The following is a 25,769-nucleotide window of genomic DNA, read 5'->3' on the forward strand; positions in this document are numbered from 1 at the left end:
GGCAGTGCAGCATTTGCCGACGGTCAGGCCTGAACGGCGTCGTCTTGCTTGTGGGCTGTGTGCAGCACTTCGATGAGGCAGTCTTCAAGTTCGAAGCGCTCATGCATCAGGCCGCCCACACCTTTGAGTTTTTCCATGATTACTTTCATATCAGAGCAGTCGCCTTTATCGCAGTATTCATCGAATGCCAGCAGCTTCTCGGTGATTGCATCGAGGCGAGGGTAGATCGTTTTGGCAAACTCTAAGCCGCGCTCGTCCTCGAAGGCCTTGGCCTCGCTAGTCAACTGGTCGTAGATGCCAAAGTGCCCGGCCGAGACATAGTCGACCAGGACCTCACAAAATGTTTGCAGCGTTTTACGATCAGCTGCCAAGGCCTCGGGGGTTTCACCCAGATCGTCGAACGCTTTGATCAATTGAGTGCGTTCCTGCAGCCAACGGTCGATCAGCTTGTGCACCCCGCCCCATCGCTCTTGGGCATTCTGACAACTTTCCAACATGGTGATTTCTTCCCTTGTGCGCCGCGCCGCCGTTACCCGCTCCTTATCGCAAAGACCGGGGCCTGAACCAAACAGGCAGCCTGCAGCAACCTGACTTCGATTATGCGTGTTGGCAGATTATGCCCGCACGCCAAGCGCTTCAAGGTACGTAATCGATAAAATTCATACAAGTGTTTGTTCTTTCAATCCCCGCGCCGATAGCTCAGTAACCATTGCACGATGGCAAACACTGCCATCACCGAGAAAGCCAACAAGCTCCATTCAGCGACACTCATGCCTAGCAGCTTGAAATTGACCCGGGCGCACTCCGGGCTACCCCATACCAGCATCCGCGCAGCGTCGGGGAGTGGTTGAGTCTGCAAGAGGTACTTCAGCCCGGGCTTGCAGGCTTCGGGCGCGACGGTGCCATGGATCTGCAGCCACAACTGGCGGGAGGCCGCTGCCGCGCCAGCCACCGCCAAGGCAACGCCACCGGCCGAATAACGGCGCACGCCGATGCGGCCCGGCCCGTGAACAGCGGCAGCCAGGCACAACAGGCTGAAGGCGAGCATAAAGCAACGCTGAGTGAGCGACAGTGCGCAGGGCTTGAGCCCCACCCCATATTCCAGATACCAGGCCGTACCCATGGCTGACATCGACCCGACAAACGCCAGCAGGAAATAAACGCGGGAGCCAGTCCAAGACATGACGTATCCAGTTCCAGGAATTCAGCGCCAACGGTAGAAGATCGGCTGGCGCTGTTTCGCTAGGAAACGTCCGAAATACAGGGTGCTTAAGCTAATTAACACCTGCAGCGCACCGCCCTGAACGGGCGATGCGCCGCTGGGCTTAGCTGCGCGCCAGTTGCGGCAGCGGCGCTGACAGCAAGCGCTCGTCAAGCAGGCCGAGGCCCTCTTGAAACAGATCGTTGCTACGCTCGGTATCGCCCAGTCGCGCCAATAGCCGTGCCAACTCGGCGCAGGCTTCTGGGTTGCGCTCAAAGCGCAGGCTGGCATCCAGGTAGTCGCGGGCCTTGCCCCACAGGCTGGCCTGAAGGCACAGCCGGCCCAGGGTCAACAGCAGGCTCGGGTCGTTGGGGTGTTGTTGCAACCAACCTTCTGCAGCTTTCAGCTGCTTGTTTTGGTCAGCGCCTTTGACTAAACCGTACAAGCGCGCGAGGCGGCTGTCATAGCTGCGCTTCAAAGCGCCTCTGAGGATTTCCTCGGCCTGGGCCTGTGCGCCCAGTTGACGGAGCTGGTCGGCGTAGGCCAGCACCAGCGGTAACTCCTGGCGCTGCGCCGAGGAGAGCTGCTGCCAGGCGCTGTCCAAGGCCTGCAAGCCCACCTGCTCGCCGTCTTCGCGGTGCGCTGCCAGAGCCAGGTTTTGCCCCCAGGCGCGCCGCTCCAACTCGGACAGCTCGCTGGCAGGGAGCACTTTGTCTTTACGCAATTCGGGCAGCAACCTGACCACCGCCGCCCAATCTCCGCGCTGCTGATGCACACGCTGTAATTGGCGCAGCACCTGCGGGTTGTGTGGGTGCTGGGCGTACATGGCCTGCAAGGTGTCGAGGGCGCCGGCCGCGTCGCCACGGTCCATCTGCAACTGCGCGTGGCTCAACGCAATGGCCAGTTCCGCATCCGGCTGCCGCTCAAGGGCACGTTCGAGCAAGGCGTCGCTTTCTTCAGTCAGGCCCTGCTCGTTCGCCGCACGCGCCGCGCCGAGGTAGTAGAGCAAGGGTTGCCGCTCGGCTTCGGCGGCACGGTGCAAGTGCCGCTGCGCACTGGCCCAGCGACCCTCGGCGAGATCGAGCTGACCGCGCTCGATGGCCACTTGCACGCGGCGCCCGCGATTGCGCCGTGACCAAGGGTTGACCACCCCTCCGGAGGCGCCCAGCAAGCCTACAATCAGGCGAACCACCCATACCAGGATCACCACCAGCAGCAGCGCCAGTAACGTGGACCACAGGCCCGACTCGTAGCGGAACACGTGGGGGTAGTCGATCAGCACGTAGCCAGGGCTTTTAGCGACCCCGACCCCCATTGCCACTGCGATGGCGATGGCCAGAAACACCCCGATATACAAGCGCTTCATGGGTTAGGCTCCTGCGCCGGCTCGGCCTGCAGACCCGGGTCGGGCGTGTGTCGACGTTCCAGGTAAGCCTGCACGGCCCCCAGGCTAGCAGCCAGGTCAGGGGTCACCACCGATACCGGTTGCCCTTCCAATGCCTTGAGCTGGGCCAACACGCCAGCGCTTTGCTCGTTGTCTTGGTTGAAACTGCCCACCAGAATGCCGCGCGCCTGGCTCAGTGCTTGCCCATAAACCTGCGCCTGACCGTTGAGCGCAGCCCACTGCGCTTGCTCCAAGGCGAGGTTGAGCGCCAAGCGAACCTGGTTCAGACCCTGGCCTGCCAGCAGTGGGCGTACTGAGTCGTCGGGGTTGAAGTCAACGCGGAAATAGCTGCCGATCTTGTCAGCCCACTGCCGCCAGCGGCTTTGCGCAGAGTCTGCCTGGGCCCTGGCGAGTTCGCCTTCGCTCTGGAACTGCGGGGCCAGCGCGGTCAGTTGCGCCGACTGTTCGCGCAAGGCTCCAAGCTTTAGGTACAAGCCGGTGCGATCGGGTTGCCGCGTACTGCGCAGGGCGGCCAGGCTTTTGGCCAGTTGCTCGCGAGCGGCGAATGCACCAGGGTCGTCTTGTTCACGAAGGATCTCGTCAGCCCCTTCTACCAGCGCTGCAGCGCTGGTGATGTCCTGCAAGGCCGACAGGCGCAAGCTCGCCAGCCTCAACAGGTGCTCGGCCTCGGCCAGGCGCCAGTCTTTGCGGCTGGCGCCAAGCACCGACTCCAGGCGTTGACCCAAGCGCTGCTGGTCGCCCTGCAGTTGCGCCACCAGGCGGCGGCGGTCTTCCAACTCGCCGGGGGGCGGGAGCTTCTGCAGTTGCGCAGACAGTTGCTGCTCACTCTGCTGCAACTGGCGATTCTCGCTGCTCAGGGCTTCGAGACGCGCCGACTGCTGCTGGTGGCCGGCGATCAGGCTGCGTACTTGCCACACGCCCCACCCGCCTGCCGCCAAGCCTACGGCCGCAACCAACAAGGCACAAACGGCCAGGCCATTGCCAGCACGTTTTGACGCAGATAGCGGGGGCTCGTTGACCACTTCGGGCGCGGGCTGAAGGTCATCTTTAGGCAAGGCTGTTTCGCTCACGTATCCATCCTTTGCAGAGAAGACGGCCTATTCAAAGGAGGCCGTCCTGGTTCGACGGCGCGGACGTTTCACGCAAGGCCGTCAGCAAAGCCGCGGCGTTAGCGCCCCGGCAATCCACAACTGTAGCAACCCCGGCAGCGCGGGCCATCTCGGCCACTCGCGGGCTGGGTACGAACAAAGGCAACTGGGCCAGCCCTGGCCAATCGGCGCCCGCGAGCGAGCGCAGATGTTCAAACCCCTGCCCACTGCTGACCACCAGCCCGTTCAAGCGTTCCAATCGGACACGCTCGGACAATGCACGCCCAGCATATTTCGGCAGCCGCCGCCGGTATAGCTCCAGGTAATCGACCTCAGCCCCCAGCTCGCGCAAGCGCTCGGCCAATAGCTCGCGGCCGCCCTCGCCACGAACGATCAGAACACGGGGGAGAGGCCCCTGCAATGCAGCTTGAAGGTCGGGCAGTGCCAGCAGTGCCTCACTGTCGTCGCCAGCAATCGGAAAGCCGACGCTCAGGCCACGCTCTTCCAGCACGGCTGCCGTGGCGGCGCCGACACTGAACCAGGCCTGGCGGGAACACAGCGGGCCGGCGAAACGTTCGATCAGCTCCAGTACCAGCCGGGCCGCCGGTTTGCTGATGGCGATAACCGCGCAGTAGTGGCCCAGCCCTTCGATACAACGCCTTTGCGCGGCGGTGACGGGTAACGCTTCGATCTCCAGCAGCGGCATGCCGCAGGCGTAAATACCATTGCCCGCCAGCTCCTTGACCAGCAATGCCGTTTCCTCGGCAGGCCGCGTCAACAGTAGCCGCCAGCCGCTCATGGCTGCTCAGGCTCGCCGTAGATGGCGCGTAGAATCGAGCCCGCGCCTTGGCTCAACAATTGCTCTGCGACCCGCACACCCAGGGCTTCAGGGTCTGCCATGGGGCCACGCGCCTGGGCATTGAGCAGTACCGTACCCGATGGCTCACCGACCAGCCCCCGCAGCCAAATTTGTTCGCCTTCGAGCACGGCATAACTGGCAATCGGCACCTGGCAGCCACCGTTGAGGTGTTTGTTCAGCGCACGCTCGGCCTTGACCCGCACAGCGGTTGGGGCATGGTTCAAGGGTTCGAGCAGGGCGTGGATGGCCGGGTCAGCGGCGCGGCATTCGATGCCCACCGCGCCCTGCCCGCCCGCCGGGAGGCTGTCGTCGACACTGATGCTGGAGCGGATACGGCCTTCGAAGCCCAAACGAATCAGGCCTGCCGCAGCGAGGATGATCGCCGCGTATTCACCGGCATCGAGCTTAGCCAGGCGCGTGTTGACATTGCCCCGCAGAAAACGGATTTCCAGGTCGGGGCGGCGGGCCAACAGTTGGCTCTGGCGGCGCAGGCTGGAGGTGCCGACTACCGCGCCCGGGGGCAAATCGTCGAGGGTCTGGTAGGTGTTGGACACAAAAGCATCGCGGGGGTCTTCCCGTTCGCAGATGCAATACAGGCCCAGGCCTTCGGGGAAGTCCATGGGCACGTCTTTCATGGAGTGCACAGCGATGTCGGCTTCGCCCGCCAGTAGGGCGTTTTCCAGCTCCTTGACGAACAAACCTTTGCCGCCGATTTTTGCCAGGGGTGAATCGAGCAGTTTGTCGCCGCGGCTGACCATCGGCACCAGGCTGACCACCAGCCCCGGGTGGGCCTGCTCGAGCCTGGCCTTGACGTACTCGGCCTGCCACAGGGCCAAAGCGCTCTTGCGCGTAGCGATGCGAATCTCGCGAGAAAACATGTAGACATCCAAGCTGAGTGAATGCGGCCCATCATAACAGTATCGGGCCCAGCGCAACCCCGGCGCGGCAGCAGCGGATGTGGCGAGGGACCGCGGTTAGAGCTGCTGCATCATTTTGCGCACCCCAGCCACATGCCGCCGGCTGACAATCAAAGCGTCGCCATTGAGGCCGCGCAAGAACAGCTGAAAGTGCCCCAGGGGCGTGCGCTGCAGCCGTTCGATTCGCTCACGCGCCACGAGTGCGTTGCGGTGGATACGCACGAAGCGATCACCAAACTCGTCTTCCAAGGCTTTGAGGGGTTCGTCGAGCAAAACCTCGCCGCCTTCGTGGCGTAGGGTCACGTACTTGTGGTCGGCAATAAAATAGATGACTTGGTCCAGCGGGATCAGCTCGATACCTTTGCGGGTCCGCGCGCTGATGTGGGTACGCGGGCCGCTGCCGGTCTCGGCGGCCGGGCGAGTCAGGGCTGCCAGTTGCACCCGATTAGGCCGTTCGGCTTTTTTCAGGGCTTCGAGCAAGTGTTCGGGGCGTACCGGTTTGACCAGGTAGCCGACGGCACTGACTTGAAACGCCTCCAGGGCAAACTCGTCATGGGCGGTGCAAAACACCACCGCTGGCGGCGCCTCGCGCTCACACAGACGGGCCGCCACTTGCAGGCCGTCGAGCCCTGGCATGCGGATATCCAGCAACACCACATCAGGTTTGAGACTGTCGATCAGGCTCAATGCCTCTTCGCCATTGCTGGCGCTGGGCTCTAATACCGAATAGCCCTCGAGGTCGCCGACCAATCGGCTCAGGCGCTCGCGGGCGAGGGGTTCGTCATCAACGATCAGGACATTCATATAGCGCTGGATTCCTGCGTGAGTCTCGCACAAGGATAACGTAGACACGTGAAATGGCGACCGTCACGACGCTCCACGCTGAGACTCGCGCGCGGTCCAAAAAGTGCCGTAAGACGGGCATCAATATTCGCCAATGCCTGCTGTGTACCGCCTGAAGCCAAACGTACGGCGGCTTCATCATAGGGATTGCTGACACACAAAATAAACTCTCCCCCTGCATAGTCGGCTTCGACGTTCACCCATGAAGGCTCGATTCGTGGAGCCACCCCATGGATCAGTGCGTTTTCCAATAACGGTTGTAAGGTTAGCTGGGGGATCGGCAAGTCATCGGGAATTGTTTCGACCCTCCAGTGCAACTGTAGACGCTCGCCGAGGCGATATTGCTCAATCGATAAATAACGTTTAGCCAGTTCCAGCTCGTCTTTCCACGTTACCAAGTGGCCAGGGCGCGCCAGACTGGCGCGAAACAGGTCGGAAAGGTCCAGTACCGCCTGCTCGGCTTTGACTGGGTCGATCACCACCAGGCTGGCGATGCTATTGAGGCTGTTGAACAGAAAATGCGGCTGGATACGCGCTTGCAACGCTTCGATACGCGCTTGCAGCTCAGCCTGCTGTTGCTTGCGCCATTGGCTTTGCAGGTAAAAATAACGCAAAAGTAATGCCGACATGATCAGTGCGATGAGACCGTGGCGCAGGTAACGTTTGACCTCTACCACGGCCCCGCCCGGCACGCCCAGGCCAAAGGCATCCGCCACGGCGGTACAGGCCAGCGTCAAGGCGACCACGATCGCGCAGCAAGTGGCCGCCGCTACCCAGCGTTTCAAGTGCGCCAGCCAGGGCCGCAGCCCGCAAAGCACGCCGGCCGACAACAGCACTACCCACTGCACGAACAGCGAGGTCAGCGCTAGCTTTACCCAGTTGAAGCCGGGCCGCATCGGCTCCGACAGCACCAGCACCAACACCAGCAGTTCAGCCAGCAAGATGAGGATGAACAACGCATGGGGCTGGCACAGTTCCGGTACGAAAAAATCGGGCGTGCGCTGCTTGGGCGTGCTTGTGGGTGATTGCCGCATTGAGTGGATCCCTGGCTTGGCACCGATTGCCGCCTGCCTCAGACAGTATCGCGTGGCCCTGTTATTATTGCTGGCAAATTCCCGATCACGCCTTCAACGAGCCCATTCATGAGCACTGATAAGACCAACCAGTCCTGGGGCGGCCGCTTCAGTGAACCCGTCGACGCTTTCGTCGCGCGCTTCACCGCCTCTGTCAACTTCGACCAGCGCCTGTACCGCCATGACATCATGGGTTCCATTGCCCATGCAACGATGCTGGCAAAGGTCGGCGTACTCACCGAAAGCGAGCGTGACACTATCATCGATGGTCTGCAGAGCATCGAAAAGGAAGTGCAAGCCGGCACCTTCGAGTGGCGCGTAGAGCTTGAAGACGTGCACATGAACATTGAGGCGCGGCTTACCGATCGTATCGGCGTGACCGGTAAAAAACTGCACACCGGGCGCAGCCGTAACGACCAGGTGGCCACCGACATCCGCTTGTGGCTGCGCGATGAGATCGACCTGATCCTGGGCGAAATCACCCGCCTGCAGCAGGGCCTGCTGGCGCAGGCAGAGCGTGAAGCGGCGACCATCATGCCCGGTTTCACCCACCTGCAAACCGCCCAGCCGGTCACCTTCGGCCACCACCTGCTGGCCTGGTTCGAGATGCTCAGCCGCGACTACGAGCGCCTGGTCGACTGCCGCAAGCGCACCAACCGTATGCCCCTGGGCAGCGCCGCGTTGGCGGGCACAACCTACCCAATCGACCGCGAACTGACCTGCACCCTGCTGGGCTTCGAAGCCGTGGGCGGCAACTCGCTGGACGGCGTGTCCGACCGGGATTTCGCCATCGAATTCTGCGCCGCCGCCAGCATTGCGATGATGCACCTGTCGCGGTTCTCCGAGGAGTTGGTGCTCTGGACCAGCGCGCAATTTCAGTTCATCGAGTTGCCTGATCGGTTCTGCACCGGCAGCTCGATCATGCCGCAAAAGAAAAACCCCGACGTACCTGAGCTGGTGCGCGGCAAAAGTGGCCGCGTGTTTGGCGCACTGATGGGCTTGCTGACCTTGATGAAGGGCCAGCCGCTGGCCTACAACAAGGACAACCAGGAAGACAAAGAACCGCTGTTCGACGCAGCCGACACGCTGCGCGATTCCCTGCGCGCCTTCGCCGACATGATCCCGGCCATCAAACCACGCCACGCCATGATGCGCGAAGCGGCCCTGCGCGGCTTCTCTACCGCCACCGACTTGGCCGACTACCTGGTGCGCCGCGGCCTGCCTTTCCGCGACTGCCACGAAATCGTTGGGCATGCGGTTAAGTACGGCGTCGAGCAGGGTAAAGACCTGGCCGAAATGAGCCTCGACGAACTGCGCCAGTTCAGCGACCAGATCGAGCAGGACGTATTCGACGTACTCACCCTCGAAGGCTCGGTCAACGCCAGGGACCACGTAGGCGGCACGGCGCCAGCGCAGGTCAAGGCAGCAGTAGCCCGCGGTCAGGCGCTGCTGGCCAGCCGCTAACTGCCTAGACGAACGCGCCAGCGGATCACCGCTGGCGCCCGCCCACGAATTGGAGCCGCACCATGAGCGAGCATGACCAGAACGAAGAAGACTTCGTCGAAGACACCCTGACCGAAGCCGTCGAAAACCAGATAGAAAGCGACAACCCGCCAGCCGCCAAGGCCACATTCAACAAGCTGACCCTGGTGGGCTACGAGCGCGAAGAGATCCTCAACCTGATGGCCCACGTGTTGGCCATTGAAATCGACGCCATGCTGGAAGAAGACCGACCCTTCAATAGCGATTGGTATGAAGCGGCCCTGCGCGCCTTACCCACACTACCTGCGGAAAAACCCTGAGCCAGCACAGGCGCGTTCGCCAGACTCTTACTACACTGGGAAAACCCCGCTGCCGCTGAACGCCGGGGGAACACGCCCGGCGCTGTCTATGGCGCCAGCGACCTTCCAAGAAAAGTCTGGAGTCCCTATGTCGTACACACCCGAGTTGGTTGCCGAACTGGAAATCCTTGCGCTGTTCAACCTGAGCAATGCCCGCGAAGGGCTGAAAGTCCATCACACTGCCACGCCCGAGGCCATCGCCGCCGCGGGGCGCCTGTTCGACAAGGGCCTGATCACTCAAGCCGACGGTGGCTACCTCACCAGCCTCGGGCTGGAGTCGGCCCAGCATGCGCAATCGCTGCTGACCATTCTCAACGTCACCCAAGCCGCCTGATCACCCTGCGGTGCGGGCCGCCACGCTCGCACCCAGCTCCCCGCCAAGATAAATCCCGGCGGCACACTAAAACTTCCCCGCCCCACGCCGATAGCCTGCTGTAGCGCCCGCCTCGCCTAGCTCATAACACCCTGGCTGGTTTGAATCGTAGATGACCCGCACCCATGAAATCCGTCCGGATCTGGACCAAGGTATCGACCGCCAGGTCCTGGCGCAATTGCGCGCGCGCTTCCTGAAACTCAATCAGGCCCGCCTGAATCGAGCCAATGAAGGCTTGTCGATCCGCCAGCAGGCGGTGCTGCGGCTGCTGCCTTTGTTTTTTCACGTAAACCACCCGCTACTGCCCGGTTACGTGTCGAGCAGCACACCCGCCGGGTTATCGAACTACGAGCCCGACCGACAGACCCTGGCCGAAGCGCAACGGCTGACCCGCTCGTTTTCCTACAAGACACGCCACGGCAAACCGGCGCAGCCCATTCACGGGCTGTTCCTCATGGGCAGCCTGGGCACCCTGGCCCAGGCCGAGCAGAGTGACTTGGATGTCTGGGTCTGCCATGCGGCGGATTTGCCTGGGCACGCTCTTGATGAGCTACGGCGCAAATGTCAGCTACTGGAGGCCTGGGCCGAGACCCAGGGCGCCGAGGCGCATTTCTTTCTGATCGACCTGGAGCGCTTTGCCTCAGGCGAACGGGACGCCAAGCTGAGCGCCGAGGACTGCGGTTCGACCCAGCACTACCTGCTGCTCGACGAGTTCTACCGCACTGCCATCTGGCTCGGCGGGCGCACGCCCTTGTGGTGGCTGGTGCCGGTGTATGAAGAGCCGCACTACGCCCAGTACACCCAGACCCTACTGAGCAAGCGCTTTATCCGCCCGGACGAACACCTGGACCTGGGCCATATGGCGCAAATACCCGCCGGTGAATTCGTCGGCGCCGGCCTTTGGCAACTGTTCAAAGGCTTGGAGTCGCCCTATAAAACCGTGCTCAAGCTGCTCTTGACCGAGGTCTATGCCAGCGAGCATCCCACCGTGCATTGCCTCAGCCTGCGCTACAAACAGGCCGTGTTCGCCAACCAATTCGACCTCGATGAGCTCGACCCCTACATCGCGGTGTACCGGCGTATCGAACACTACCTGTTGGCCCGTAATGAGCCCGAGCGCTTGGAGCTGGTGCGCCGTAGCCTCTACCTCAAGGTCAACAAAAAAATCTCGAACCTGGGCCGCAACCGCCAGCCCGGTTGGCAATACCAAGTGATGCAACGCCTTACCCGCGAGTGGGGCTGGAGTGAGCGCCAGTTGGCCTTGCTCGACAGCCGCAGCCAGTGGAAAGTCCGGCAAGTCAGCAGCGAGCGGCGCGCGCTGGTCAGCGAGCTCAACTTCAGCTACCGCTTCCTCACCCAATTCGCGCGGCAACAAAATATTGAAACCCTCGCCGATCGGCGCGAGATGAATATCCTCGGCAGGCGCTTATACGCCGCCTTCGAGCGCCGCGCGGGCAAGGTCGAGTTTATTAACCCGGGGATTGCCCCCGACTTGGCCGAAGACACCCTGACCCTGATTCAAGCGCCCAACCGGCGCGAACCCGGCCAGACCTGCTGGGCGCTTTATAACGGTAACCTGAGCACCCAAGAGTGGGAGCAATTTTCCCCCCTGCGGCGCAGCCGGGGCCTGCTTGAACTGCTCGCCTGGAGCCATCGCAACGGCGTGATCGACAGCAGCACGCGGCTGGCGCTGCACCCGGGCGACAGCGATCTGAGCGAATTCGAACTGTTCAACGTGCTCGGCAGCCTGCAGCAAAGCGTACCCTTGCCGCTGCCCAGGATCGAAGAAGAAGACCTGTTGCGCCCGGCCGTGCCGCGTGAGGTATTGCTGTTGGTGAACATCGGTATCGACCCGCTGCGCCATCATCGGGATATGAATATCCTGATGACCACCGAGCGCACCGATGCCTTGAGTTACGCCGGGGCCCGCGAGAACCTGATCCTGACCCTGGATCAAGTGATGCTCAATAGCTGGAATGAACTGCAAGTGTGCCGCTTCGACGGCCCCTACGCGCTGCTGGACTGCCTGCGCGCCTACTTGCAAAACCTGCCACGCGAGCAGCCCGCGCCGCGCCTGAGCGTGCGCTGCTTCTGCCACAACCGTGCCCCGGCCATCGCGCAGCGGGTCGAGGCGCTGCTGTCGACCGCCCAGGACCTGCTGCAGCAGGGCCTAAACCACCGCTACCTGATACAAGTACAAGAGCACTATCACGTGCTAGAGCTGAACCGTGGGCAGGTCCAGCACGTTCCGCTGAACAGCACTGGCGCGCTGCTCGACTACCTGAGCCGCGAGCTGAGCCGTTACAGCCCGCTGTACCTGGACGCCAACGCGCTGACCGAGCACGACCTGGCGCTGATTCTGCCGCAAGGCCAGGCCCGCTGCATTCAGGTGTTTTACCGCCTGCACGAGGGGTCGGCCGAAGTGTATGTGCTCGATGAATTCAATGCCCTGTGGCATCAGCGCCTGCCGTTGCACGACGAGCAGAGCCTGTTGCTGCCTTTGCAGCGTTTTTTCCAATGCCTGCTGTACCGACGCTCGGCGTTGGCGCCGCTGGGGGATGGCACCGCCCTGGCGCAGATCGAGGTGCAGTACTACCAACTGCTGGGTACAGGCCGGGCTCGGCGCTTGGAGCTGCGCCCAGCCCCTCGGGTCACTGCGGACAAGCCCTTCTACGACGTGCAGGCGATCTTCAGCCGCACCGCTGGCGAGCCGCAGGTCAGCCTGTATTGCGATCAGCAGGAGTTTTCTGAATTGGAGTACGGCGACGAGCTGTTTAGCGTGGTCGCCCGCCATATTGTCGAGCGGCGCCAGCAGGGGCAGCATTACCGCTGCTACATCACCGACCTGGACCTTTCGGCGCTACCGGCCACTGGATTCGGTTCGATGCAACGTTACCTGCGCTACAAGACAGAACTGGAAAACGCTCTGAATACCGCGTTGGGCACGTAGGAGGGGGTCTTGCCCCCGATAGGCCGCCACGCGGCCGGTTCCAGGCGCGACACGAATTCAATGTCGAGAAAAAGATCGGGGGCAAGCCCCCTCCTACAAGGCGGCGCGGCGCTCGGCGGCTTGGGCGCAGATTTGCCGGCGCCGGGCGTCGTCGGCCGAGCGCCATTCGCGGATGTCTTCGACATGGCGAAAGCAACCCCGGCACACCTTGGCTTCGTCCAACCGGCATAAACTGATGCAAGGCGACGCCACGGCCGGGCTCACGTTGCTGTACAGCGGCTTGGGCGGGCGCGCGGGCGGCGTAGGGTTATCCACGGGCTGGGTCATAGTTAGATCTCGTCGAAGTCCAAATCCGCCCCGGCCTGGGCCTGGGTCGAACGCTTGAGCATCTCGCCGAGCAGTTCCTCGGACTTGTCGCACATCCACTGGCTGTTTTCTTCGTCGTAGTCGAAATGGAAACCGCCGGCCTTGCACGCCAACCACAGCTGGCGCAGGGGCTCCTGGCGGCTGATGATCAGTTGGCTGCCGTTGGCGAACTCGATTGTGAGCACGCCGGCAGACAGCTCTAGGTCGACGTCCAAGCCACTGTCCTCAAACACGTCTTCCACGTTTTGCTGAGTTTCATCGACAAGGTCGTGAAAGCGGGCTTCGGTCAAACTCATTGCAGGAACCTCGAAAAATGTCTGCGGCACGATACGAGCAGCACGCCACGAATGCAAAGCATACCGCGAAAACCCCATGCGCCAATGCTCTGCCGCCCCAGCGGTAGCGCATCGGGTCGGCGCGAATAGGCAACTCGGCGGGTGGCCGGTATACTCGGGCGCAACTACTGCTTATACAAAGGATTTCGCCATGAAGCGCCTGATTTCCTCCCTTGCCGCGCTTGTTGCGGTGGCCTGCCTGGTCTCGGCATGCGGTCAAAAGGGCCCGTTGTACCTGCCCGACGACAGCAAGTCGCCCGAAGAACAAGCCAAGTCGCAATCGCACAAGCACTGATAAGGGACCCCCATGGACGCTTTCAACGACCGCGGCGGTGAGCTGTTCGCGGAGGGTGTGGCTTTGTCTTCCATCGCCGAACGCTTTGGCACCCCGACCTACGTCTACTCGCGCGCCCACATCGAAGCCCAGTACCGCGCCTATGGCGATGCCTTGGCCGGTACACCGCACCTGGTCTGCTTCGCCGTCAAGGCTAACTCCAACCTCGGCGTGTTGAACGTACTGGCACGCCTGGGCGCCGGCTTCGACATCGTCTCCGGCGGTGAGCTGGAGCGGGTTCTGGCCGCCGGTGGCACCCCTGATAAGGTGGTGTTTTCTGGGGTCGGCAAGACCCGCGCCGACATGCGCCGCGCGCTACAAGTGGGTGTGCATTGCTTCAATGTCGAGTCCGTGGACGAGTTGGAGCGCCTGCAAGAAGTCGCCGCCGAGCTCGGCCTGCGCGCACCGGTGTCGTTGCGGGTCAACCCGGATGTCGACGCCGGCACGCACCCCTATATTTCTACGGGCCTGAAAGAAAACAAATTCGGCATCGATATCGCCGCCGCTGAAGACGTCTACATTCGCGCCGCGCAACTGCCCAACCTGGAAGTGATTGGTGTCGACTGCCATATCGGCTCGCAGCTCACCAGCCTGCCCCCCTTCCTCGACGCCCTCGACCGCCTGCTGGCGCTGGTCGACCGTTTGAGCGAATGCGGCATCTACCTGCGCCATCTGGACCTGGGCGGTGGTTTGGGGGTGCGCTATCGCGATGAGCAGCCACCCCTGGCTGGCGACTATATCCAGGCCGTCCGTGACCGCCTGGAGGGCCGAGACTTGGCGCTAGTGTTCGAACCGGGCCGTTTTATCGTGGCCAACGCCGGTGTTTTGCTCACCCGCGTGGAATACCTCAAGCACACCGAGCACAAAGACTTCGCCATTGTCGACGCGGCCATGAACGACCTGATCCGCCCTGCCCTTTATCAGGCCTGGATGGGTGTCAGTGCGGTACGCCCGCGCGCCGGCGAGAGCCGCCCCTACGACATCGTTGGGCCCATTTGCGAGACCGGCGACTTCCTGGCCAAGGACCGCCCACTGGTACTGGCTGAAGGCGACCTACTGGCGGTGCATTCCGCTGGGGCCTATGGTTTTGTTATGAGTTCGAACTACAACACCCGCGGGCGTTGCGCCGAAGTGTTGGTCGACGGTGATCGAGCCTTCGAAGTGCGTCGCCGCGAAACGGTGGCTGAATTGTTCGCTGGCGAAAGCCTACTGCCGGAGTGATCCCATGCTATTGCGCTTTACCAAGATGCATGGCCTGGGCAACGACTTCATGGTGCTCGACCTCGTCAGCCAACACGCGCATATCCTGCCCAAGCATGCCAAGCAATGGGGCGATCGCCACACGGGTATCGGCTTCGACCAACTGCTACTGGTCGAGGCCCCCAGCAACCCTGAGGTGGATTTTCGCTACCGCATTTTCAACTCCGACGGTTCGGAAGTGGAACAGTGCGGCAACGGTGCACGCTGCTTCGCCCGCTTCGTGCTGGACAAACGCCTGACCGCGAAAAAATGCATTCGGGTGGAAACCAAGAGCGGCATAATAGTGCTCAACGTGCGCAACGATGGCCAGATCAGCGTCGACATGGGCCCACCGGTGCTGGCGCCGGCGGACATCCCGTTCCAGGCTCAAGCACAGGCCTTGAGCTACGACCTGCAGGTCGATGGCGAGTCGTTGTCCATGGCCGCCGTTTCCATGGGCAACCCGCACGCCGTATTACGCGTGCAGGACATCAACCAAGCCCCCGTGCACCAGCTGGGGCCAAAAATTGAGCACCACCCGCGCTTCCCGGCTCGGGTCAACGTCGGCTTTTTGCACGTCGTCGACCGCCAGCGCGCGCAATTGCGCGTGTGGGAGCGCGGTGCCGGAGAGACCCAAGCCTGTGGCACCGGGGCTTGCGCCGCGGCGGTGGCCGCCATCAGCCAGGGCTGGATGGATTCACCCCTGCTCATCGATCTTCCTGGCGGGCGCTTGTCGTTGGAATGGGCAGGCCCTGGCCAACCCGTGATCATGACTGGCCCCGCCGTGCGCGTCTACGAAGGTCAAGTCCGTTTATAAGTGAGCGATTTTGATGACCGATCAGCCTCAGGTTCCAGCCAGCCACACCGACGCCGAAGCGGCGGCGGTGGCCGAGTATTTGCGCAAGAACACTGGTTTTTTCGTCGACCACGAAGAGCTGCTGACCAGCCTGCGTTTGCCCCATCAACGCGGAGACACCGTGTCGCTGGTCGAACGCCAGGTCAAAGTGCTGCGCGAGCGCAATATCGAAATGCGCAATCGCTTGTCACAGTTGATGGACGTTGCCCGGGACAATGATCGACTGTTCGAGAAAACGCGTCGGCTGATTCTCGACCTGCTCGACACCAGCAGCCTGGAAGAAGCGGTGATCGCCGTCGAGGACAGCTTGCGTCAGGAGTTTCAGGTGCCGTTCGCTAGCCTCATTCTTTTCGCCGAAACCCCCACTCCCGTAGGGCGCTCGGTGACCCTGGCCGAGGCCCAAAAGGCGATTGGTGGGTTGCTGACGGAGGGCAAAACCCTGTGCGGCACCCTGCGAGACCACGAACTGGACTTTCTATTTGGTGAAGACCAGCGCAAGCAGATCGGCTCCACGGCCGTGGTTGCCCTGAGTTACCAGGGGGTGCTGCAGGGCGTACTTGCGGTCGGCAGCCGCGACCCACAGCATTACAAGAGCTCATTGGGGACGCTATTTCTCAACTACATCGCTGAAGTGCTCAGCCGCGTCCTCCCGCGCTACACCAACCTTTTGCGCCCGGTGCGCTAGCTATGTTGGCCCAGCTCGAGGCTTATTGCGCGCATTTGCGCACCGAGCGCCAGGTCTCCAGCCATACGCTGGAAGCCTACCGCCGCGACTTGAACACGGTGCTGGGTTTTTGCGAAAAGGAGCAGCTGTCGAGCTGGGCGGCGCTGGATATCCAGCATCTGCGCCGGTTGATCGCTCGCCGCCACCAACAGGGCCAATCTTCGCCAAGCCTGGCCCGGCTGCTATCTGCAGTGCGGGGCTTTTATCGTTACCTCAATCGCGAAGGCCTCTGTAGCCATGACCCGGCCAACGGCCTGGCACCGCCCAAGGGCGAGCGGCGACTGCCGCGCACGCTGGACACCGACCGCGCGCTGCAATTGCTCGAAGGCGCGGTGGAGGACGACTTCCTGGCCCAACGTGACCAAGCCATGCTGGAGCTTTTTTACTCCAGCGGGCTGCGCTTGTCGGAGCTGACCGCCCTTAACCTGGAGCAATTGGATTTGGCCGATGGCCTGGTGCAAGTGCATGGTAAGGGCAGTAAAACCCGCGTCCTGCCCGTCGGGCGCAAAGCGCGTGAGGCGTTGCAGCAATGGTTGCCGCTGCGGGCCCTGAGCAACCCGGCCGACGATGCCGTATTCGTCAGCCAGCAGGGCCGCCGCCTGGGCCCGCGGGCCATTCAGCTGCGGGTCAAGGCTGCCGGCGCACGCGAGCTGGGCCAGAATCTGCATCCGCACATGCTGCGGCATTCATTCGCCAGCCACCTGCTGGAGTCCTCCCAAGACCTGCGTGCCGTGCAAGAAATGCTCGGCCACGCCGACATCGCTACCACCCAGATTTACACCCACCTCGACTTTCAACACCTGGCGACGGTGTACGACAGCGCCCACCCCAGGGCCAAACGCAAAGGCGGCGACACATGAGCATCCAATTGATCACGTTCGACCTTGACGATACCTTGTGGGACACCGCCCCTGTCATCATCAGCGCTGAAAGCGCATTGCGTGAGTGGCTGAACGCCCATGCCCCGCGACTGGGCCCGCTGCCTGTGGAGCAGGTGGCAGAGATCCGCAAGCGCATGGTCGACGCGGACCCCAGCTTAAAATACCGCATCAGTTTTTTACGCCAGCGAGTGCTGGCCCACGCCCTCGCCGAGGCCGGCTATGCCCAACCCGAAGCTGAGACGTTGGCTGAACAGGCATTCGCGGTGTTCCTGGAGGCCCGGCAGCAGGTCGAGGTGTTTCCCCAGGCGCAACCTGCCCTGGCGCTGCTTGCGCAAAGCTATACCTTGGGTGTGATCACTAACGGCAACGCAGATGTGCACCGTATCGGGCTGGGCGAGCATTTCGCCTTTGCCTTGTGCGCTGAGGACATGGCCATCGGCAAGCCTGACGCGCGGCTGTTTCAGGAGGCGTTACGCCGAGGTGGGGTGCCGGCCGGCGCAGCCGTTCACGTTGGTGACCACCCCGGCGATGACATTGCCGGCGCGCAGGCTGCAGGCATGCGCGCGATCTGGTACAACCCCCGCAGGCTGCCCTGGCAAGGCGATGGCCGGCCAGATGCCGAGGTCGCCAGCCTGAGCGAGATCGCCGAAGCTGTGCGCGCGCTTTGAGGGGTGCAAGAGATCGGGGGCGAGCCCCCTCCTACACATGACGTAGGAGGGGGCTCGCCCCCGATCTTCTGCCCTAAATAGGGCGGCTGCCGTATTTGTTGTCCGGCTTCTTGGGTGGGTCGGCCACCACATTCGCTTCGACCTCCTGCACTTTGCCGCCACGCGCAAGAAACTCTTCCATGGCCCGGGCCAAGGCGTCGCGTTCCTTATTTTTGGCTTCAATGCTGGGAAGCTCGTCTACGGAGACAGCGGCCTTGGCCTTGCCTTTGGCGGCAGGGGCTGGTGAATCGCCACCGTCATCTTCCGCTACCTCCTCAGGGCCGGCCTCGAGGGACTCCTCGGTTTCGTCATCCTCTCCGACTTCAAGGTCGTCTTGTTCCAGATCATCGTCGCTCATGTTCTACCTCATGACTTGCGAAAGCAGATTATTTATGGCCCAGCTCACCCTCTATCGACGGCAACCGGAAAAAATTCACATCCACTGTTAACCAGCGGTTTAAAAGCGCTCACCTTGTAGCGTCGCGAGCACCCTGCGAGCGCCGCCATGATCGCGGTGTTCGCCTAAGTAAACACCCTGCCAAGTGCCCATCGCCAACCGTCCATCCGTGACCGGCAGGCTAAGTTGGCAACCCAGCAGGCTGGCTTTGAAATGCGCCGGCAGATCGTCAGGGCCTTCATCGTTATGCTCAAAACCATCGACACCTTGCGGAGCGATAAAGTTGAAAAAACGTTCGAAATCTCGACGAACAGCCGGGTCGGCGTTTTCGTTGATGGTCAACGAGGCCGACGTGTGTTGCAGCCACACGTGCAGCAACCCGATGCGACAATCACTCAACCAGGGTAACCCGGCCACCAACTCGTCAGTGACCAGATGAAACCCTCGGGGCCTTGCCCGCAGGGTAATCAGTTGTTGCTGCCACATACTGTTCTCCGCACATTCGGGGCGCATTCTAGCGCGCTCTGGGGAAAAGCAAAGAGGTGGATGTAGAACAAAAGCTGTCGGAAACCACCCCCGGTTTTGCCCGCCCTCAGTGCAGTGTCGAGCAGGCCCCGAACAAACGCCCTGCCCCTGAATCAAGTGACAAACGCCAGGCAAAAAAATGCCCGGCGAACCGGGCATTTTTTTTGGAACGCGATTACAGGTTGTAACCACGCTCGTTGTGCTGCGCCAGGTCGAGGCCTACGGCTTCTTCCTCGTCGGTGACACGCAAGCCCATGATCGCATCCAGCACCTTCAGGATGATGAAGGTGACCACAGCGGTGTAGACCACGGTAAAGGCAACGCCTTTGAACTGAATCCAGACCTGCGCCGGGATGTCGGTCACGGTGCCGAAGCCGCCCAATGCTGGGGCTGCGAAAACACCGGTGAGTATCGCACCGACAATGCCACCGATCCCGTGCACGCCGAAAGCGTCCAGGGAGTCGTCGTAGCCCAGCTTGCGCTTCAGGCTGGTGGCGCAGAAGAAGCAGATCACACCGGCCGCCAGGCCAATGATCAGCGAGCCCATCGGGCCGACGGTACCGGCCGCTGGTGTGACTGCCACCAAGCCTGCAACCACACCCGAAGCGATACCCAGGGCGCTGGGCTTACCGTGGGTCAGCCACTCAGCGAACATCCAGCCCAAGGCCGCAGCTGCGGTAGCGATCTGGGTGACCAACATCGCCATACCGGCAGTGCCATTGGCCGCTGCGGCGGAGCCGGCGTTGAAGCCGAACCAGCCTACCCACAGCATGGCCGCGCCGATTAGGGTGTAGCCCAGGTTGTGCGGCGCCATCGGGGTGGTCGGGAAGCCTTTACGCTTGCCGAGCACGATGCACGCCACCAGGCCAGCAATACCGGCGTTGATGTGCACCACGGTGCCGCCCGCGAAGTCCAGTACGCCCCAGTCCCACATCAGGCCACCATTGCCCGACCACACCATGTGAGCGATCGGCGCATATACCAGGGTGAACCACACACCCATGAACACCAGCATCGCGGAGAACTTCATGCGCTCAGCGAAGGCACCGACGATCAGGGCAGGCGTGATGATGGCGAAGGTCATCTGGAAGGTGATGAACACCGCTTCCGGGAACAGCGCCGTGGCGGAGGTCAGGCTGGCGGGGGTGACACCGCTCAGGAAGGCTTTGGACAAGCCGCCCACGAAGGAATTGAAGTTAACCACGCCTTGTTCCATACCCGTGGTATCGAACGCCAGGCTGTAGCCGTACACCATCCACAGGATGGAGATCAGGCCGGTGATCGCGAAACACTGCATCATCACCGACAGGATGTTCTTGGAACGCACCATGCCGCCGTAAAACAAAGCGAGGCCGGGGATCGTCATGAACAGCACGAGTGCGGTAGCGGTGAGCATCCAGGCGGTGTCGCCGGAGTTGAGGACGGGGGCTGCCGCCTCCTCTGCCATGGCCAGGCCTGGCAAAGCGAGGGACAACAGGGCTCCTAGCCCTGCGAATTGACGCAGAGTCATATTGTTTTCTCCTGGGGCTTTGAGTATGGAAGGTTAGATCGCGTCGGTATCGGTTTCGCCGGTACGGATACGAATCGCCTGTTCCAGATTGACCACGAAAATCTTCCCATCACCGATTTTGCCGGTGTTGGCGGCCTTGGTGATCGCTTCGATAACCCGGTCCAGGTCTTTGTCGTCAATGGCGACATCGATCTTCACCTTGGGCAAGAAATCGACCACGTACTCGGCGCCACGGTACAGCTCGGTGTGACCTTTTTGCCGGCCGAAGCCTTTCACTTCAGTAACGGTGATGCCCTGCACGCCGATCTCGGACAGCGACTCGCGCACGTCATCCAATTTGAACGGCTTGATGATGGCAGTGACTAGCTTCATGAAACTTTCTCCCGAATTTGGTGGACTTGCCCCAGGAAAACAAACCCGACTCAAGTCTAAGCGCAGTGTCTGGCTTTGTAACGCATCGTCGATCATGGCATCCGTTGACCGACACCAGAAAACCGCTCCTGACGAAAACACTTCCCGCGGAGCTCTGCACGGCATTCGTCACAGCGACTGCTTCAGTGCGTGGGTCAATTGCCAATAAGCAGAAAGCTTGCCATGTCGCCCCAATCATCAAATTAAAGGGGATAAACCCGGCCTTTGATCAGGAAACAACCAGCCGCAGAAATGTCGCGCACCCAATCGGTGCGAACGCCCGGCCTAGCGCGCACAAAAACCGTGCAACGCTTGGGCGCCATCGAGCCCGGGCCCTGGCGTGCTACACTGCCCACCTTCAATTCAGGAGCCCGCCCATGCTAGCGCCCAAAGCCTTTCTCGACGCCCTGAGCGACCAAGCTTCGCGTCTGTTCAGCGGTGACACCACGCAGCCCCGTGCCGAACTCGAAAGCCAGTTCAAAGCCCTGCTGCAAAGCGGCTTCAGCAAGCTCGAACTGGTCAGCCGAGAAGAATTCGACAGCCAGATGGTCGTATTGGCGCGCACCCGTGCGCGATTGGAGAGCCTGGAAGCCCAGGTCGCAGCACTCGAAGCCAAGCTCGCTGCACCTGCACCATAACGTACCGCGCAAGCCGCTGGACGCCGCTGCAAGCCCTCCTTAAACTCCATCGACGTATCTGATGGATCGGTGTCGATGAACCGCAATGAACTGCGCAAGGCCGATATAAACCTGATGGTGGTTTTCGAGACCCTGATGCAGGAGCGCAACGTTACCCGCGTCGCCGAGAAGCTTTTTCTCGGCCAACCCACCGTCAGCTCTGCGCTCAACCGCCTGCGTACTTTATTCAACGACCCGCTGTTCATCCGCGTGGGCCACCGCATGGAGCCTACCGCCCGCGCCGAAGAGCTCATCAAGCACCTTTCGCCGGCGCTGGATGCCATGTCCATTGCTCTGAGCCTGAGCCACGACTTCGACCCGGCTAGCAGTAATATGACCTTTCGCATCGGGCTCTCCGATGACGTCGAATTTGGCTTGCTGCCGCCCTTGCTGCGAGCGTTGCGCCTGGAAGCGCCCAAGGTGGTGTTCGTGGTGCAGCATGTGGACTACTGGCGTATTCCCGATCTGCTTGCATCCGGTGATATCACCGTAGGCATCAGCCAGACCCGCGGGCTACCCGCCAATGCCAAGCGCAAGTTGCTGCGACGCATGCGGCCACGGGTACTGCGCGCCGACAAGTCCGCAACCCCGCTGACCCTCGACGAATACTGCGCACGCCCCCATGTGCTGGTGTCACACACGGCCAACACCAGTGGCATCGCCGATGAGTGGCTGCACGAAATCGGGCGCTCGCGCCATGTGGTGCTGTCGGTCCCGCAATTCAGCTCGCTGCCCGCGCTACTGGCGGGCACTGACCTGCTCGCCGGCCTGCCCGATTACACCGCCGACGCCATGGCCGCCGCCGGCAATCTGTTCGCTGAACCGCTGCCATTCGATACCCCCAGCCTCGACCTGTCCATGGTCTGGCTGAGCATCATGGACACCGACCCCGCCGAACGCTGGTTACGCGCGCGGCTGGAGGCCTTTATGGGTGACCTGCCACCGCCCGTGCCCTTGTAAACACAACGCCTACCGCCTGGGGTATCCTTTCGGCCCTCGATATGCTCAGAGCCCGAAGTCCTGATGTCTGCGTTTGCCCCTGCCACCGCTCTACACTCGCCCTTGCCCGCCGTACTGGTGGGCCCACTGCTACGGCGCCTTGAACCCCAACGGGTGGTGCTCTGGCTGGTGGCATCGAGGCGCTTGAGCCTGCAATTGCAGTTGCATAGCCCCGGGGCACAGGTGGCGACCTTCGCGCTCAATGAGGAACATTGCCAGGTGGTTGCCATTGGTGTGCACGCGTTCGTGCACCTGGTCGATGTCAAATTGGGCGCTCCCCTGCCCTTCGACCAGTCCATCGGTTACGACCTGCTAATCGATGAGCCCGGCCCAGGCCAGCAAGGCATCGCCCAGTGGGCCCCTCACTTGCTGTATGACGGTGCACAGCGGCCCAACTTCGTGCTGCGCGAGCGCATCGACCAGATCCTCCATGGCTCTTGCCGCAAGCCGCACCACCCGGCAGCCGACGGCCTGCTCTGCGTCGACCGCCTGCTCGCCGCCTGCGAGCAACCGCAACAGCGCCCGGCCCTGCTAATGATGAGCGGCGACCAAGTGTATGCCGACGATGTGGCCGGGCCGATGCTACGCGCCATCCACTGCCTGATAGAGCGCCTCGGGCTGTACGACGAGCAGTTGGAAGGTGCCGTGGTGGACGACAGCGCCGCCTTGTATACCCACGCCGCCAGCTATTACCGGCGCGCTGACTTGCTGCCCGCTTTGAAAAGCAACGATACCCTACGCGAGCGTTTTTTCGGCGGCACGCGTAAACCGATTTTCACCAGTAGCAGTGCCGACAACCACTTGGTCACCCTGGCCGAGGTGCTGGCCATGTACCTGTTGGTCTGGTCGCCAACCCCCTGGCAACTCATCGCGCCGCAACCGCCCGCCTTGGCACCCGAGCAGCAAGCTCGCTACGCCGAAGAGAGCGTTTGCATCGACGGCTTCCGCGACGGCCTGGGCGCCGTGGCCCGCGCCCTTGCGCACTTGCCGTGCCTGATGATTTTCGACGACCACGACATCACCGATGACTGGAACCTGTCGGCGCAATGGGAAGAAACCGCCTACGGCCACCCCTTCTCCAAGCGCATCATCGGCAACGCCTTGATCGCCTACCTGTTGTGCCAGGGCTGGGGCAATAACCCCGACGCATTCGGTGCCCCCTTGGCCAAGCTTCAGGCGCTCAGCGCCAGCGGCCGTGATACCTGGTTCGACAAACCCGTGCAGGACGACCTGATCACTGACCTGCTGCAGTTCCACCAATGGGAGTACGTGCTGCCGACCAGCCCCTCCCTGGTGGTACTCGACACCCGCACCCGGCGCTGGCGCAGCGAACTGAACCTCAAACGCCCCTCGGGCCTGCTCGATTGGGAAGCCCTGAGCGAACTGCAGCAGAAATTGCTCGACCACCCTTCCGCCATCGTGGTGTCTGCGGCGCCGATCTTCGGGGTAAAACTGATCGAAACCGTACAAAAGGTATTCAGTTGGTTCGGCCAGCCGTTGATGGTCGACGCCGAAAACTGGATGGCCCACCGAGGCGCCGCCCAAGTGATCCTGAACATATTCCGACACTCCCGTACGCCAAGGGACTACGTGATCCTGTCCGGAGACGTACACTATTCATTCGTCTATGAAGTAAAGATCCGCTACCGCGAACGCGGCCCCACCATCTGGCAGATCACCAGCAGCGGCGTCAAAAACGAATTCCCTCGTGGCCTGCTGGAGACCTTCGACCGCCTCAACCGCTGGCTCTACGCCCCTTGGTCGCCGCTCAACTGGCTCACCAAACGCCGACGCATGGAAGTCGTACCACGCGTACCGCAACCCCGTGAGGCGGGCGAACGCCTGTGGAACGGCTCGGGGGTCGGGCAGGTGTTTTTTAACGAAAAGGGGCAGCCGAGTCGGATTTTTCAGTTGAATGCGAATGGGCATGAGGCGACGGAGTTTTTGCCGTTAGAGCGGTAAAGGATTGCTGTATGGACAAAGCGGGATGAATTATCAAATCTGGTAAAACAGACAGGACTGCAGGTTGGCGAGCGATAACTCCCAATATGAACAGAAAATATAACTGCAACCAATTAGATATCATAAAATATCGACCTTTACGCGTTCAGATTTCAGTTGCTCGCTTAAAGTCCGCATTGATTTCACCCAGAAGTTGATTGATAAAGATGAGGTTAGAGATTTGATCTCATGAAACCAACCTTCAGGCAAAAAAAGGATATCTCCTGGTTTCAAATTAACCTCAATAAAAAGGACCTGTTCCGCCTTAGGGAATGCGGTATAGTCGGGCGCTGTGGGCTTGAAATCACAGCCTTCCAAACCGCCGTTCAGTGACGTTGACCAACAGCCCAGAGCCTCGCGATTGTGAGGCGCTGCTAGGAGAACCGATTTTTCTCCCCACACTTGGGCAAAAATGTTGTCGACATCATCTCTGTGTAATGGAGTAAGGGTGCCTTCAGGGCCTAGCCAAAAGCGCGGCGTGTGATATAGAGAACGATCAAAAAAATTAGGAAATTTGATGAATTCAATCAGCCTCTCAGGCAGAATATTATTACCCATATACGCTGGCAGCTCATCAGAACTCTTACGGGGCATGTCATCAATATTTGCAATAAATTCTGAAATAGAAGAAACCCTAAACTCCCGCTCAGTTGAGAAAGCCTTATCGACATATGCACCATGACGAGTAATACCCTGTAAATTCGAAAATATTTCTTGAACAGAATCCCTCGACATACTGAATAACGGCCAATCTCTCAGCCCTTGAGAAATTACAACTGGAATTCCTTTCAAACGATGGTTAACAGTAAATTCTTTACGAGACAAATCATCTGCTGGAATTCGCATGACTCCATTGTCAAAACTTAAACGTTCTGATACATCTTCACTAAAACGAGGCAATGCGGGATATCGCTTATTCATCACGACCTCAATCGCACCAGAGTTTTTTCTGTCGATCGCCCGTATCAGATCGGGAATTAAAGTTGCCCGACCAAGGTCACCAACTATTTTCAACCTACCTTCAGAAAATAATTGCTCAATGTCAGCTTCGCCTTGCACCACCTTGTAAAAAAAATATTCCAGTATGTGGATAGTAACGTCAGGGAAAGCATGCATACCACACTGAGCAGTCTTTGATTTGGGAGCATTTATCCAGTAGCGATCAGAGTCTGAAAAAACAAACTGAAAAACTCCTGAAACACCTACCAAATCAGCATTGTAAAACAATTCAGAAACCTTGTTTATTAAGCACATATC

At 61.0% G+C, this 25,769-nt stretch carries 28 protein-coding genes; 13 read left to right on the plus strand and 15 right to left on the minus strand.

Going from position 1 to position 25,769, the window contains the following annotated elements; all coding sequences use genetic code 11:
• Positions 1 to 23: 23 nt before the first annotated feature.
• From rsd to QCL65_RS24445, 8 genes are all read right to left on the minus strand, one after another.
• Positions 24 to 497 (minus strand): sigma D regulator, encoded by a 474-nt coding sequence (rsd, locus tag QCL65_RS24410; RefSeq protein WP_407313468.1) that lies wholly within the window; start codon positions 495 to 497, stop codon positions 24 to 26.
• 182 nt (positions 498 to 679) lie between these two features.
• The gene (locus QCL65_RS24415) at positions 680 to 1,183 is read right to left on the minus strand and encodes a disulfide bond formation protein B (protein WP_407313470.1); all 504 of its coding nucleotides are present in this window, start codon (positions 1,181 to 1,183) and stop codon (positions 680 to 682) included.
• A 142-nt stretch (positions 1,184 to 1,325) separates the two neighbouring features.
• Positions 1,326 to 2,567 (minus strand): heme biosynthesis HemY N-terminal domain-containing protein, encoded by a 1,242-nt coding sequence (locus QCL65_RS24420; protein WP_407313472.1) that lies wholly within the window; start codon positions 2,565 to 2,567, stop codon positions 1,326 to 1,328.
• A complete protein-coding gene (locus QCL65_RS24425) occupies positions 2,564 to 3,676 on the minus strand; it encodes a uroporphyrinogen-III C-methyltransferase (RefSeq protein ID WP_407313474.1) in 1,113 nt (370 codons plus the stop codon). The genes QCL65_RS24420 and QCL65_RS24425 overlap by 4 nt, the downstream gene beginning before the upstream one ends.
• 31 nt (positions 3,677 to 3,707) lie before the next feature.
• Positions 3,708 to 4,493: a uroporphyrinogen-III synthase gene (locus QCL65_RS24430; protein ID WP_407313476.1), complete on the minus strand. Its 786-nt coding sequence runs from the start codon at positions 4,491 to 4,493 to the stop codon at positions 3,708 to 3,710.
• The gene (gene hemC / locus QCL65_RS24435; protein ID WP_407313478.1) at positions 4,490 to 5,431 is read right to left on the minus strand and encodes a hydroxymethylbilane synthase; all 942 of its coding nucleotides are present in this window, start codon (positions 5,429 to 5,431) and stop codon (positions 4,490 to 4,492) included. The genes QCL65_RS24430 and hemC overlap by 4 nt, the downstream gene beginning before the upstream one ends.
• A 96-nt stretch (positions 5,432 to 5,527) precedes the next feature.
• Positions 5,528 to 6,274: a LytR/AlgR family response regulator transcription factor gene (locus QCL65_RS24440; protein ID WP_407313480.1), complete on the minus strand. Its 747-nt coding sequence runs from the start codon at positions 6,272 to 6,274 to the stop codon at positions 5,528 to 5,530.
• Positions 6,271 to 7,347: a sensor histidine kinase gene (locus QCL65_RS24445; RefSeq protein WP_407313482.1), complete on the minus strand. Its 1,077-nt coding sequence runs from the start codon at positions 7,345 to 7,347 to the stop codon at positions 6,271 to 6,273. The genes QCL65_RS24440 and QCL65_RS24445 overlap by 4 nt, the downstream gene beginning before the upstream one ends.
• A 108-nt stretch (positions 7,348 to 7,455) precedes the next feature.
• On the opposite strand from QCL65_RS24445, the gene argH reads away from it, so the two are divergent.
• The 4 genes from argH (at position 7,456) to QCL65_RS24465 (ending at position 12,550) form a co-directional block, all read left to right on the plus strand.
• Complete coding sequence (argH, locus tag QCL65_RS24450) at positions 7,456 to 8,850, plus strand: argininosuccinate lyase (protein ID WP_407313484.1); 1,395 nt, start codon at positions 7,456 to 7,458, stop codon at positions 8,848 to 8,850.
• 62 nt (positions 8,851 to 8,912) lie between these two features.
• Complete coding sequence (locus QCL65_RS24455; protein ID WP_407313486.1) at positions 8,913 to 9,188, plus strand: hypothetical protein; 276 nt, start codon at positions 8,913 to 8,915, stop codon at positions 9,186 to 9,188.
• 127 nt (positions 9,189 to 9,315) lie between these two features.
• Complete coding sequence (locus tag QCL65_RS24460) at positions 9,316 to 9,561, plus strand: TIGR02647 family protein (protein ID WP_407313488.1); 246 nt, start codon at positions 9,316 to 9,318, stop codon at positions 9,559 to 9,561.
• Positions 9,562 to 9,712: 151 nt separating this feature from the next.
• Positions 9,713 to 12,550, plus strand: a complete 2,838-nt coding sequence (locus tag QCL65_RS24465) for a class I adenylate cyclase (protein WP_407313490.1) — start codon at positions 9,713 to 9,715, stop codon at positions 12,548 to 12,550.
• 93 nt (positions 12,551 to 12,643) lie between these two features.
• Here the strand turns inward: QCL65_RS24465 and QCL65_RS24470 are convergent, their stop codons facing one another.
• Positions 12,644 to 12,877: a DUF1289 domain-containing protein gene (locus QCL65_RS24470; RefSeq protein WP_407313492.1), complete on the minus strand. Its 234-nt coding sequence runs from the start codon at positions 12,875 to 12,877 to the stop codon at positions 12,644 to 12,646.
• Between the two features lie 2 nt (positions 12,878 to 12,879).
• Positions 12,880 to 13,212, minus strand: a complete 333-nt coding sequence (cyaY, locus tag QCL65_RS24475) for an iron donor protein CyaY (protein ID WP_407313494.1) — start codon at positions 13,210 to 13,212, stop codon at positions 12,880 to 12,882.
• Positions 13,213 to 13,402: 190 nt separating this feature from the next.
• On the opposite strand from cyaY, the gene lptM reads away from it, so the two are divergent.
• From lptM to QCL65_RS24505, 6 genes are read left to right on the plus strand one after another with little or no spacing between them, the layout of a single operon-like run.
• Positions 13,403 to 13,546, plus strand: coding sequence for an LPS translocon maturation chaperone LptM (gene lptM / locus QCL65_RS24480; protein WP_407313497.1), 144 nt, complete (start codon positions 13,403 to 13,405; stop codon positions 13,544 to 13,546).
• A 12-nt stretch (positions 13,547 to 13,558) separates the two neighbouring features.
• Positions 13,559 to 14,806, plus strand: coding sequence for a diaminopimelate decarboxylase (lysA, locus tag QCL65_RS24485; protein ID WP_407313499.1), 1,248 nt, complete (start codon positions 13,559 to 13,561; stop codon positions 14,804 to 14,806).
• Positions 14,807 to 14,810: 4 nt separating this feature from the next.
• Entirely contained in the window at positions 14,811 to 15,641 is an 831-nt protein-coding gene (gene dapF / locus QCL65_RS24490; protein ID WP_407313501.1) for a diaminopimelate epimerase, read from the plus strand.
• A 13-nt stretch (positions 15,642 to 15,654) separates the two neighbouring features.
• Positions 15,655 to 16,365 (plus strand): DUF484 family protein, encoded by a 711-nt coding sequence (locus QCL65_RS24495; protein WP_407313503.1) that lies wholly within the window; start codon positions 15,655 to 15,657, stop codon positions 16,363 to 16,365.
• A gap of 2 nt (positions 16,366 to 16,367) precedes the next feature.
• Entirely contained in the window at positions 16,368 to 17,264 is an 897-nt protein-coding gene (xerC, locus tag QCL65_RS24500; RefSeq protein WP_407313505.1) for a tyrosine recombinase XerC, read from the plus strand.
• The gene (locus QCL65_RS24505; RefSeq protein WP_407313507.1) at positions 17,261 to 17,953 is read left to right on the plus strand and encodes an HAD family hydrolase; all 693 of its coding nucleotides are present in this window, start codon (positions 17,261 to 17,263) and stop codon (positions 17,951 to 17,953) included. Before xerC ends, QCL65_RS24505 begins: the two co-directional genes overlap by 4 nt.
• A 73-nt stretch (positions 17,954 to 18,026) precedes the next feature.
• Here the strand turns inward: QCL65_RS24505 and sutA are convergent, their stop codons facing one another.
• The 4 genes from sutA to glnK form a co-directional block, all read right to left on the minus strand.
• Positions 18,027 to 18,350: a transcriptional regulator SutA gene (gene sutA, locus QCL65_RS24510; protein ID WP_407313509.1), complete on the minus strand. Its 324-nt coding sequence runs from the start codon at positions 18,348 to 18,350 to the stop codon at positions 18,027 to 18,029.
• 99 nt (positions 18,351 to 18,449) lie between these two features.
• Positions 18,450 to 18,875, minus strand: a complete 426-nt coding sequence (locus QCL65_RS24515; RefSeq protein ID WP_407313511.1) for a secondary thiamine-phosphate synthase enzyme YjbQ — start codon at positions 18,873 to 18,875, stop codon at positions 18,450 to 18,452.
• A 214-nt stretch (positions 18,876 to 19,089) separates the two neighbouring features.
• Positions 19,090 to 20,424, minus strand: coding sequence for an ammonium transporter (locus QCL65_RS24520; RefSeq protein WP_407313513.1), 1,335 nt, complete (start codon positions 20,422 to 20,424; stop codon positions 19,090 to 19,092).
• Between the two features lie 33 nt (positions 20,425 to 20,457).
• Positions 20,458 to 20,796 (minus strand): P-II family nitrogen regulator, encoded by a 339-nt coding sequence (gene glnK, locus QCL65_RS24525; RefSeq protein ID WP_002555808.1) that lies wholly within the window; start codon positions 20,794 to 20,796, stop codon positions 20,458 to 20,460.
• A gap of 416 nt (positions 20,797 to 21,212) precedes the next feature.
• Here glnK and QCL65_RS24530 point away from each other — a divergent pair, with 416 nt between their 5' ends.
• From QCL65_RS24530 to QCL65_RS24540, 3 genes are all read left to right on the plus strand, one after another.
• Positions 21,213 to 21,473: an accessory factor UbiK family protein gene (locus tag QCL65_RS24530; RefSeq protein WP_407313555.1), complete on the plus strand. Its 261-nt coding sequence runs from the start codon at positions 21,213 to 21,215 to the stop codon at positions 21,471 to 21,473.
• Between the two features lie 75 nt (positions 21,474 to 21,548).
• Positions 21,549 to 22,472 carry a LysR substrate-binding domain-containing protein gene (locus QCL65_RS24535; RefSeq protein ID WP_407313557.1) on the plus strand — a complete coding sequence of 308 codons (924 nt, stop codon included), beginning with the start codon at positions 21,549 to 21,551 and terminating at the stop codon, positions 22,470 to 22,472.
• A gap of 63 nt (positions 22,473 to 22,535) precedes the next feature.
• Positions 22,536 to 24,473, plus strand: a complete 1,938-nt coding sequence (locus QCL65_RS24540; protein WP_407313559.1) for an alkaline phosphatase family protein — start codon at positions 22,536 to 22,538, stop codon at positions 24,471 to 24,473.
• Positions 24,474 to 24,593: 120 nt separating this feature from the next.
• On the opposite strand, the gene QCL65_RS24545 is transcribed toward QCL65_RS24540, so the two are convergent.
• Positions 24,594 to 25,766 (minus strand): cupin-like domain-containing protein, encoded by a 1,173-nt coding sequence (locus QCL65_RS24545; RefSeq protein ID WP_407313562.1) that lies wholly within the window; start codon positions 25,764 to 25,766, stop codon positions 24,594 to 24,596.
• Positions 25,767 to 25,769: the final 3 nt, after the last annotated feature.

The organism is Pseudomonas sp. nanlin1 (genome assembly GCF_045571515.1).
Lineage (GTDB): Bacteria > Pseudomonadota > Gammaproteobacteria > Pseudomonadales > Pseudomonadaceae > Aquipseudomonas.